We start from the raw sequence: 3933 nt of genomic DNA on the forward strand, positions 1-3933 counted from the left end.
ACATTGACCACAACATAAACGCTGAGACATAAACAAAGGTGGGTCAAATCTCGGTGAAAATACCGGGTCACTTCTCAGCGGAAATCAACACCGTCCTATTCGAACCCGAAGCTACCCAAACGAGTGGCGGAAAGCCATTGTTTAAGTGGTTTTGCGGCACGCGCCAGTGAATCACGCGGAAACTGTCTGCCGCAGTGGTCTCGGGTCCACGCCCGAGATCCCCGACACCGAGAGACCGCTTCGGGCTCGACTCGGTCATACGACCGTTTCTTTCAGATGACTGGTTCGATGCGGGTAGCCGACGTTTACAGCAGAATTTTCGAAGTTCCGGCCGCGAACGGCTGCTTACATCAAGAGCAGACGGTGGCGAAAATTGAAGCTATGTCCGAGTCGCGGGACCAATCGGACCGATGTACGAGCGGCAAGCCTGATCGTCCAGATCACCATCAGACGGTCAGCCCATCGCTGCAGCGCAGCTTGGTTTCACAAAAGCGGTCGTTCGAGCATCGCCGTAAGGGCCAGATCGGAAGCGGTCGTTCGCCGCGCGGCAGCTTGATGTCTCACAAGCGGGACGAAGCTGACAATTGCCTTACTACTCGGCTCATTTGGCTGCTGGGGTATTGGTGCTGACTCCGATTGGGGAGCATACCCCAGATTTCGCGATCCCTTCGACAAGAAGAGAGTTGTGCTCGGGCAGGCGATACAAGGCAAGACGCCCCGACACGATGCTATCCAGAAAAGTCGGCGCGAAAGCAGCTAAAGCATCGGCATGTGGCCGGGCTTCATGCGGTCGGTCGAGGTGGGCTGAAGCAGCGATCATTAACGCCCGCCGAATTGGGGCGCGAGGCGTCATCTGAATGGCACGTTCCCCCCAATGCTGGGCCTCAACAAAATTGCTCTCAGCAAAATATGCCTGAGCGAGTGCAAGATAGGCGTTGCCTACCCAGACATCGGCATCTCGGGGCGATAAGCGTAACGCGAGCTGTGCGTGTTCCTTTGCTTCGTCGAGCCGTCCGACAAGCGATTCGTGCCAAGCCATCAATAGAATGTTCAGGGCGAAATTCGGATTGAGTTCGAAGGAGCGTCGAAAATCAGAGGTCGCCTCGTCGTATGCGCGCCGGAAATGGCGGATTATGCCACGGACCGTCAAAGCCCTTGGGTCGGACCTGTCACTTTGAAAAAGGCGTTCCGCCGCCGCTTCAGCAAGCCCAAGCGTTTCGTCTGGATTGTCGTCGAGTTGATAGAGATAGCGGTTGGCGTAGGCATAGGCTTTGATCCAAATTGCGTGCATGTTGCGCGGGTCGAGGTCGATTGCTTTTTGCGCCAATGCCAAGACTTTCTCGTAGCCCATGTCGTCTGAATATGCGCCTTCCTGAAAGAGTGCTTGGGCCCTGAGGGCCAGATCATAGGAATTGAAGTCGATATCCTGCACTCGGCTTGCGCGTACAAGTTCGGCCTGAGTAATTTGCGGTGCGATTGCGCCGACGACGCTTCGCGTTATCTCGTCCTGAAGTTCGAAGATGTCTTCAAGAATGCGGTCGTAGCGCTCCGCCCAGATGTGGGTACCTGTCCCGCATTCGATCAACTGAGCATTGATGCGTATACGCTTCGACGCTCGGCGGAGACTACCTTCAAGCATGTATCTTACGCCGAGTTCCCGGGCAACGTCCCGGGGCGTCACTGATCGCCCCTTGAAGGAGAACGAAGAGTTTCGGGCGATGACAAACAGTTCCTCGAACCGCGAGAGTTCGACGATAATGTCCTCGCTGACGCCGTCGCAGAAATACTCCTGCTCCGGATCACCGGACATGTTGTCGAATGGCAGCACGGCAATGCCTGGCTTGTCGATGGTCGAGGCCGTTTGCTTCAGCGCCGAACCATCAGGCCAACGCCAAACCCCAACGCGACGCTGAATGTTTTTCAACTGAGCGTTTCCACCGCCGAAGAACAGTGCAGCGGCGGTTCTGTCCAGGCTGTTATGAGCTGTATCCGATAGCAATATTTGCCCGGGCTCGGCCAATGCCTCGAGACGCGCAGCAATGTTGATTCCATCGCCGAAGATGTCTTCCCCGTCGGTAATGACTTCGCCGATGTGAACGCCGATGCGGAGCTGGATGTCTGCCCGCTTTTCGGCTGATTGGATGGAAATCGCGCATGCGGCGGCATTTGAGGCTGACCGGAACTCGACGATCCAGCCGTCCCCCATGCTCTTGATCAGTCGTCCACCATGTTCAGCGAGCGCGGGCATCAAGGTCTCTTCTCGGAAAGTCTTGAGAGCTTTGAGCGTTTGGTCCCGCCTATGGTCCATCAATGCTGAGTATCCGACAACATCCGCCGCCAGAACCGCAGCAAGCCTTTTTTCCATTGCTACCTCCCTGTTATTACGAGGCTAGCCCGGAGCTTGAGAGCTGTCAGCCCAATTTCCCAGTTAGTGCGATTGACGCAAGCGAAATAGAACAAAAGCCATGTCTGCTTTGGGCTCGGAGCAGACGTTCGTCTGAATACCGCGAGCGAGCGCTATGCGGAGAGGCTGTGTGAAAACTCTGACCTTCCAGCGAAATATGCCGACAACCCGCTTTATGTGCGCTCTCTCGCGCTGCTGTGCGAGCTTTTGCACAGGCGCTGAAAACCAGCGGGACGAGAGAGAGAGAGAGACCACGAGCCCGGGTTTTCACACACCCTCCGGACCAAGCTGACGTCCATTTAGTGGAAGGTTTCAGCAACAGATGGAAACGGTCGTTTCTGCGACGCCTGACCCGCTTCCTAGTTTTTCAACACGTTCGGCGTCTCGGTCGTCATCGTCTCCGTCGACGGGACGGGTTCCGGCTTGATCGGTTGCGCCAGCGGTCGGAGGATGGCAGCATTGAAGAAGTTGGAGAACCCCAGCTCAAGGAAACGGAGTGCGCCGAATGGACATTGCGGGAAAGCCGGCTCTCATTGTCGGCGGCAGCGGTGGTCTGGGCCGCCGATTGGTAGAGCGGCTCGCGGAGGCAGGCGCCGACGTCGCCGTAGGGTGGAGCGGCGGCAAGGGTCGCGCGGCCGAGGCCTGCGACGCGGTCGAGAAGCTCGGACGTCGCGCGGTCGCCGTCCGTATCGATCTGCGCGACCCGGCCTCAGTCGAGGCGGGCGTAGCACAGGCGGCCGAAGCGCTTGGCGGCCTCGCGATCCTGATGAATGCCGCCGGAGCGGCTGGGGGGCCGCCAGCGGGCGATCTCGCCGCCTACGACCCCGAGACTTGGGACCGCATCAGCGACATTAACTTCCGCGGCCCCTTCCTCGCCTCCCGGGCCGCGGCGCCGCACCTGCGGGCCGCGCGGGGCGCCATCGTCAATTTTGGCTCCACCATCGGGCACGGGACCTGGGGCGCTGACCGGGCCTTTCAGCCCACGAAGGCAGCCGTCTCGGGCCTGACTCGGTTTCTCGCGGCCTCGCTGGCGCCGGACGTGCGTGTGAACTGCGTGGCGCCGGGACTGATGGAGAACACGGTGATGAGCAGCGGGGCGCCGGAAAGCTTCGTTTCGACGTGGCGCGAGGCGGCAAAGCTCAAGAAGACCACTTCCATCGACGACGTGGTCGATCAGGCACTAACGTTCTGTCGGGCGGAGTCGGTCACCGGCCAGACGCTGGTCATCGACGGCGGCCTGACCTTCCGATAGACCCCCGCTCACTATTGAATAGCTACGCTGCGACCTCGAGGCGGAGCGGAACAGACAGTCAGTGGTGCTTTTTTTTTTGCTGCGATTTTCTGGTCGGCCGCATCAGATTTCGGCTCAGGCTCGGCGATCGCAACTGGCTAATGCCGATTAATGCGGTCGTTTTTGGCCCGCCCAAACGCCGGCTTCGGGCTCTGAGCGGCCGCTACGGTCAATCATGAGAGACGTCCGGTATGAGATGGCGGACGACTGCGGCCGTCCGCCAAGGCCTCAGATGTCG

General features: G+C 59.1%; 2 protein-coding genes. One reads left to right on the top strand and one right to left on the bottom strand.

Going from position 1 to position 3933, the window contains the following annotated elements; translation table 11 throughout:
• Positions 1 to 601: 601 nt before the first annotated feature.
• A complete protein-coding gene (locus ACR0ID_RS20245) occupies positions 602 to 2365 on the bottom strand; it encodes an adenylate/guanylate cyclase domain-containing protein (RefSeq protein WP_480608367.1) in 1764 nt (587 codons plus the stop codon).
• Positions 2366 to 2909: 544 nt separating this feature from the next.
• On the opposite strand from ACR0ID_RS20245, the gene ACR0ID_RS20250 reads away from it, so the two are divergent.
• Positions 2910 to 3656: an SDR family NAD(P)-dependent oxidoreductase gene (locus ACR0ID_RS20250; RefSeq protein ID WP_480608370.1), complete on the top strand. Its 747-nt coding sequence runs from the start codon at positions 2910 to 2912 to the stop codon at positions 3654 to 3656.
• Positions 3657 to 3933: the final 277 nt, after the last annotated feature.

This window comes from Ruegeria sp. AL2 (genome assembly GCF_056540845.1).

Coding starts and splice junctions, on each gene's coding strand:
- ACR0ID_RS20250 (WP_480608370.1), top strand. CDS start 2,910: ATGGACATTGCGGGAAAGCCGGCTCTCATTGTCGGCGGCAGCGGTGGT.
- ACR0ID_RS20245 (WP_480608367.1), bottom strand. CDS start 2,365: ATGGAAAAAAGGCTTGCTGCGGTTCTGGCGGCGGATGTTGTCGGATAC.